The 6,180-nt window shown below is 66.2% G+C and carries 8 protein-coding genes, 2 tRNA genes and 1 rRNA gene; 3 read left to right on the forward strand and 8 right to left on the reverse strand.

Annotated features, from left to right (window positions below):
- Positions 1–42: 42 nt before the first annotated feature.
- From MUN73_RS12490 to MUN73_RS12515, 6 genes are all read right to left on the reverse strand, one after another.
- The gene (locus MUN73_RS12490) at positions 43–462 is read right to left on the reverse strand and encodes a DUF5809 family protein (protein WP_250140801.1); all 420 of its coding nucleotides are present in this window, start codon (positions 460–462) and stop codon (positions 43–45) included.
- Between the two features lie 25 nt (positions 463–487).
- Positions 488–907 (reverse strand): DUF5810 domain-containing protein, encoded by a 420-nt coding sequence (locus tag MUN73_RS12495; RefSeq protein ID WP_250140802.1) that lies wholly within the window; start codon positions 905–907, stop codon positions 488–490.
- Positions 908–1,102: 195 nt separating this feature from the next.
- Positions 1,103–1,582, reverse strand: coding sequence for a ribosomal protein S18-alanine N-acetyltransferase (rimI, locus tag MUN73_RS12500; protein WP_250140803.1), 480 nt, complete (start codon positions 1,580–1,582; stop codon positions 1,103–1,105).
- A gap of 45 nt (positions 1,583–1,627) precedes the next feature.
- Positions 1,628–1,948 (reverse strand): DUF8026 family protein, encoded by a 321-nt coding sequence (locus tag MUN73_RS12505; RefSeq protein WP_250140804.1) that lies wholly within the window; start codon positions 1,946–1,948, stop codon positions 1,628–1,630.
- The gene (locus MUN73_RS12510) at positions 1,948–3,408 is read right to left on the reverse strand and encodes a sodium-dependent transporter (protein ID WP_265339177.1); all 1,461 of its coding nucleotides are present in this window, start codon (positions 3,406–3,408) and stop codon (positions 1,948–1,950) included. Before MUN73_RS12510 ends, MUN73_RS12505 begins: the two co-directional genes overlap by 1 nt.
- 176 nt (positions 3,409–3,584) lie before the next feature.
- A complete protein-coding gene (locus MUN73_RS12515) occupies positions 3,585–4,079 on the reverse strand; it encodes a DUF892 family protein (RefSeq protein WP_250140805.1) in 495 nt (164 codons plus the stop codon).
- 418 nt (positions 4,080–4,497) lie between these two features.
- On the opposite strand from MUN73_RS12515, the gene MUN73_RS12520 reads away from it, so the two are divergent.
- The 3 genes from MUN73_RS12520 to MUN73_RS12530 all read left to right on the forward strand — a co-directional run bounded on the left by MUN73_RS12520 (position 4,498) and on the right by MUN73_RS12530 (position 5,572).
- A complete protein-coding gene (locus tag MUN73_RS12520; protein WP_250140806.1) occupies positions 4,498–4,638 on the forward strand; it encodes a hypothetical protein in 141 nt (46 codons plus the stop codon).
- A 58-nt stretch (positions 4,639–4,696) separates the two neighbouring features.
- The gene (locus MUN73_RS12525) at positions 4,697–5,392 is read left to right on the forward strand and encodes a DUF7119 family protein (RefSeq protein WP_250140807.1); all 696 of its coding nucleotides are present in this window, start codon (positions 4,697–4,699) and stop codon (positions 5,390–5,392) included.
- Between the two features lie 106 nt (positions 5,393–5,498).
- Positions 5,499–5,572, forward strand: a tRNA-Lys gene (locus MUN73_RS12530).
- Positions 5,573–5,698: 126 nt separating this feature from the next.
- Here MUN73_RS12530 and MUN73_RS12535 read toward each other — a convergent pair.
- Positions 5,699–5,774: transfer RNA gene (locus tag MUN73_RS12535), tRNA-Cys, on the reverse strand.
- Between the two features lie 287 nt (positions 5,775–6,061).
- Positions 6,062–6,180 (reverse strand): 5S ribosomal RNA (gene rrf, locus MUN73_RS12540); the annotation flags it as partial.

Here is a 6,180-nt window from a genome sequence, read left to right on the forward strand (position 1 = left end):
CAGTAAATAGCGTCGAGCGGCACCCGCCGAGTGCTCCCGCCCTCAGGAGTCTTCGAGAAGGTCGCGATAGAGCCTGCCGAACGCCTGCCGGCGCAGCGTCGCGATCGCCGCGTCCGTCTTGTTCTGGAACGTCGCCGCGACGGCAGCCCCGTCGGGGCCGGCGTGCCAGACGACGCGCTCGACGTTCTCGTTACCGACCTCGGTCACCTCGCCGTCGTACGTCTCGCGCCAGTCGTCGTACTCCTCGCGGGAGCCGACCCGGACCTCGAGCAGACTCGCGAAGAGCGCGTCCCGGGCCGTCTCGACGACCGCGCCGGTGACCCGCTCGTCGTACTCCTCGCGATCGAACTCCATGGCCTTCGCGACCTCGCGGACGACCGTCTGCGCCGCGGGGCCGATCGACTCGTAGCGATCGCGTGCCTCGGCGGCCGACTCGAAACTGAGCGTTCCCACCGTATCCATACGCGACCAGTCGGCCGGCGGGGAGTTACGCGTTTTCGTTTTCGCCGGATTCCGGCTCCGGTTCGCCGTCCGTTCCGTCCCGGTCGTCGGACTCGGCGTCCCCCGCCTGCATCTGCCGGGTCAGTTCTCGGGCCTCCTCGAGGACGCCCTCGGCCTCGCTCGTCAGCGCGCCGCGTCCGGGACCACGGCTCTGCCGGGCGAGTTCGTCCTCGAACGTCGGCTCGTGACCGTGGCCCGACTCGAACTCGGGCGTCTCGATCTCGGGAGCGTACTCGCTGACGATCGTGCCGAGGTCCTCGGGGCCGCGGTCGGCCCAGTCGGGGGCGTGTTCCTCGAGCCAGTCGCGGTGGTCCGCCCGGCCGAGCGCGGCGGTGACCGCGAGGTGGTTCGCGAGGTGTTCCGCGTCGGCCTGTTCGGCGTCGCAGACCGGGCAGGCGTATCCCATGCTCGCGGGTACGTGCGCGCGCTGTAAAACGTCCTCGTCCTGGATCGCGGGGACCCGATCGCCGCCGACCTGAATCGGCGGACCCGATCGACGCGAGACGGCCGATCGGGCGTCATACGGTTTACTGTACGTTATTTCCGGCGCAACCGCCGCCCGGATCGCGGTTGCGCCGGTACATCGGTACAGCAATCCGTATCAGTCCAGTTTCCGGAGCATCACGATCGCGTCCTCCTCGTTGTCGTAGTAGCCCGGCACCCGCCGAAGCGGTTCGAAGCCGAACTCCCGGTAGAGGCGTTTCGCACCCTCGTTGGACTCCCGGACCTCGAGTTTGACCGTGTCGGCGCCCTGGGCCGCGAGGACGCCGATCGATCGCGAGAGGAGCGCCGAGCCGATGCCCGAGCCGCGATGGGCGGGATGGACGGCGATGTCCTTGACGTGGCCCAGGTCGCGGCCGAAGTTCTCGGTCACGTCGGCGACGACGTAGCCGGCGACGCGGCCGTCGCGGATCGCCACGAGAAAGCCGGGTTCGCCGAGAAACCGTTCGAACGCGTCGTACGGCCACGGCTGGGAGAACGAGGCGTTCTCGATGCGCACGACTGCGAGGAGGTCTGCACGTTCTGCGGGCCGGATCGACGGTCCCTCGGTCCCGTTCGAACCCGACGCGGGGAGTGTCACGGGCGTGGGTACACGCCGAGCGATAAAAGAACTACGCGTCGCGGCTCAGACCGAATCCAGTCGCTCGATTTCGGCGTCCGACCAGTCGTAGAAGTGTCGATCGGTCTGCCTGAGCACCTCGACGCACTCGTTGTACTGACTGCGTGCGTCGTCGACCAGCGGATCGTTGGGGTTCTCCTCGATCCACTCGCGGAGTTCGGCGAGCGCCTCCGGCGAGTAGGTGTCCATCCGGTCCTGGTGTTCGAGGATCTCGACCTTCTCTCCTTCCTGACGCAGGGTCCGAGCGAGCGCCCACCCCGCGACGCCGTAGAACGCCAGCAGGGTGAACGCGAGCATCCCGATCACCTCGGCCGAGAGCGCGGCCATCAGTCGTCACCTCCGGGGACCTCCGCGGTCTCCGGCTGGCCGCGTCTGCCCTCGACGACGGACATGACCGCGTAGCCGATGATCGGGAACAGCACGATCACTGCGATGCCGCCGTACAGTTCGGCGGTGCCGCGGTTCTCCCACGCAAAGTAGGCCATGATGAAGATCATCACAGTGGGGATGACGTACTTGATGACGGGGTTCCACCAGCGGCCGACGTGGACGCCTGCGTTCCGGTTGACCGTGAGCAGGCGGAGCCGTTCCGGACCCATCACCCAGCCGATGACGCCGAGAATCATGAGCGTCGCCAGCGGCAGCCCCCAGTTGCCGAAGACGAAGTCGAGGTAGTCCAGCACCTCCACGGAGTACGCGCTCGGAAGGCCGAGCAGCCAGATCCCGCCGCAGACGCCGAGCACCGTCTGCGTGCGACTGAACCGCGTCTCCTCGGAAATCGTCGTGACGCTCACCTCGGTGATCAGCAGTCCCGAGGTGAACGTCGCGAGGAAGAAGCCGACGAAAAACAGGATGGCGACGAAGCCGCCGAACGGAATCTCCGGGAAGACCTGGACCAGCGAGACGAACGCCAGTCCGGCACCGGCATCGGGTTCGACGCCGACCGCGAAGACGATCGGGAAGATGGCGAGCGCCGCGAGGATACCGATGCTCGACTCGCCGATCGCGGTGAAGATGCCGCCGCCGAGCGGGACGTCGTCGTACTCGCGCAGGTAGCTGCCGATCGTCAGCGCGATCCCCCAGCCGAGGCCGGTCGAGAACAGCGCCTGCCCGAGCGCGGCGATCCAGGTGTCGCTGTAGGTCAGGTACGCCCAGTCGATCGTGAACGCGAAGGCGAGTCCATCGGCCGCGCCGTCGAGCGTCAGGCCGCGGACCACCATGACGAGGAGCGCAAACACGAGCGCCGGCACCGCGTAGACGACGAGCCGCTCGACGCCCCGCCGAATGCCCAGCCCGAGGACCGCGGCGATCGAGCCCATCACGATCGTGTGCAGGCCGATCATCAGCGCCGCGTTGCCGAAGAGGCTGTTCATGAACGGTTCGGCCTCGAAGCCGGCCCCCGTGAAGGTGAACAGCAGCGAGTGGACCGCGTAGTACAGCGTCCACGCGATCACCGGCGAGTAGTACGACATCAGTGCGATGTTCACCAGCAAGACGACGACGCCGAGGCCGACCATGCCGCCGCGACCGACGACGTCGCGAAACGCCCCGATGACGCCCTTGTTCGTGTACCGACCGAGCGCGACTTCGGCCATCAGTCCGGGAACTGCGAGGACGAACAGCAACGTGAGGAACGCGAGGACGAACGCGCCGCCCCCGTTGTTCCCCATCACGTACGGGAACCGCCAGATGTTCCCGGCACCGACCATCGCACCGATCATGGCCATCAGGAACCCGAACCGGGTGCCCCACTCCGCCCGTGCCGTTTTCGTTGGTACGTCAGCCATATCGACTCACATCGGCCACACCACCTGCAGGGACCTATATATGTGTTACCTGCCATCATGAAACACAGCAGTAATGACCGATTTCCGGCCACAAAATCGACGACGGCGTTCGAACCGCCAAACGGGAGCGATCGTCCGGGACCGATCGGCGTCTCACTCCTCGTCGGCCACCGGAATCACTCCGCAGGGATCGCGTCCATCTCGAACTGCTCGGTGAGTTCCTTCAGTTCGTCGAGGGCGTCCTGCTCCTCCCGGAGGTTTTCTTCGAGGACGTCGGCCGCCTCGTCCATCCCGAGCTGGTCCGCGAGCGGGATCAGGTTGCCGTAGGCCGCGATCTCGTAGTGCTCGGTCTTCTCGGCCGCCGCCATGTTGTGATAGTCGAGCACCTCCTGGGACGGCGCTTCCTCGGTGAACTCCTCGTACTCCTCGACGAGCCCCTCGATTCCCTCGCACTCCTCTTTCTCGGGTGGCTCGCCGAACATCTCGAACACCTCCTCGAGACGATCGATGTGCCCCTGGGTCTCCTCGCGGTGTTCGGCGAAGGCGCTGGCGATCTCGTCTCGTTCGGTGTTCGACTCGAGGTCCTCGAGCGCGTCGAGAAGCTGGTGCTCGGCGTGATAGAGGTCCTCGAGGCCGTGCTCGAACAGGTCCTGGATCGTATCCATGCTCATGCTGTGACCACGAGCCCCGTTCACGCGCCGCCAGAAAAAGTCGCGAGCCTGCGACGGCAGGTCACGACGCGTGCACCCGACGCACTCGCGATCCGATCCGAACGCGCCGGAGCCACAACGTGGCACGATAGTAGCCCAAAGGGGCCAATTTCGACTCGTTCTCTCCGAACGCCGACACGACGGCGACCGGGAGCGGGCGTTCGTCCGCCCCACTTACCGGCTGTTTTTGCCGGACCGATCGTCCGGTCCCCGCGGTCCTCCGGTCCCGATACTCGTCTGTCCCGTGCGCGGCCGTTCCGCCGGAAGCCCGGATCTTCCGGGCGTCCGAGATACCGGCATCACTCACCCCTACGACCGAGCAGGGGTATCGCTTGCGGGCGAAGCGTCACTTATGCGCTCGCCCACCGAACAGCGACCGATGACTGACGCAGCCGACTGCGAGCCGAGGCCCGCCGGACAGGACGAGACCGAGCGCGACGACGCCCACCTCGACGACGTCGAAGAAGGGGCCGGCTGCACGGAGATCTGGGAGCATCTCGCCGAACAGCGCGACGAGTGAGCCGAGATATTCGCCACGAGAGCGACTCTTTTGCCTCCGAGACACGTACTGAACGACCATGACCGACAACCGCTCCGGTGATCGATCCACCGACCGCGACGAACCCGATCGATCGATCCCGACGGACCGCGAATCGCCGGTCGGCGCACCCGTCATTCGGGGCGACGAATCGGTCACCGGTCCGCACGCCCGGGAGGCCGTCCAGTTCGATCCCACCGATCCCGACAGCGTCGCGGACGCCGCCGAGACCGTCCGCCGGTTCGCCTCCGACGACACCGCCGACGATCACCTCTACATGCTCCGCGGGGCCGCCGCCTCGGCCGCACTCGTCCGTGGCGAAGGCTCCTACAAGGCCGCCGCCGAACGCGCCGGCGGAGACGCCTCCGTCTCGTTCATCCGCAAGTGGGCCCGGGTCCACGACCTGCCGCGATCGGTCCGGAAACAGGTCGCACTCGGCCAGATCGCGCCGACCGCCGCCAAACACATCGCCCGCGTCGGCGGCGAAGCGCGCCTCCTGCTCGCCTGGGCGGCCCTCGACGGCGACCTCACGGTCCGGGACGTCCGGAGCGTCGCCAGCGCCATCAACAACGGGGCGCCGATCGAGCGAGCGCTCGCCGACCACGGCGTGCAACTCGGGCAACTCGAGGTCACGCTCTCGCCGGAGCGCTATCGCGATCTCCGTCGACGTGCCTCGATCGACGGCGTCGATCCCGGCGAGATCGTCACGGAAGCACTCGACGAGTACTTCGAGTGAGCCTCCTAGGGGCACAGTACGTACCGACATCCGTCGCTGTCGCTGACATTCGCGGGCAACGAAGAAAGAAACGTTTAACCCCTACTCACCGATAGTACGAAGCGCAGGGCCGGTAGCTCAGTCTGGCAGAGCGTCTGGCTTTTAACCAGACGGTCGCGTGTTCAAATCGCGCCCGGCCCGCTTTTGCCGCGAGCGAACTCGTGAGTGTCAAAACGGCCACGAGCGATTTGAAGTAGAGCAAAAAGGCGCAGCGTAGCGAGCATTTCTGGGCGTAGCATCGACTCACGACGAATTGCCACTCGGAAAAGCCAAGGGCCGGATTTGAACCGGCGGTAGGCGGCTCTGCAGGCCGCTGCGTTCGGCCGGACTCTGCCACCTTGGCGCAGTACAACGTTGTCACTGCGTTCGTTTAAGCATAGCGGTACGGCGCGAGGGTAGCTGTGGGATCCGATCGTCAGCGGCGAACCACTCCGATCCACGATAGCGAGACGGACTGGAGAGAACGGCGACGTTCGATCGGAAGCGATCGAATCCGAAAGATCTCCGCTGCTATGGCCGCCTGGTACCGACTAGCGGAGGCGAACCGTCGGCACACCGGCCTCGGTACGTTCGATATGCAAAAAGCCCCACACAGCTGTCGCTGTGCGAGGCTCGAAATGAGAGTATGAGTGGTGGCGGCGAATCGAGTTTCCCAGAGGGTCTCCCACTCCAGTACTCACCGAAACGCAGGCGGGCTTATCTTCCGTGTTCGGGATGGGTACGGGAGGAACCCCGCCGCTGTGGCCGCC

Source organism: Halosolutus amylolyticus (assembly GCF_023566055.1).
GTDB classification, from domain to species: Archaea; Halobacteriota; Halobacteria; order Halobacteriales; family Natrialbaceae; genus Halosolutus; species Halosolutus amylolyticus.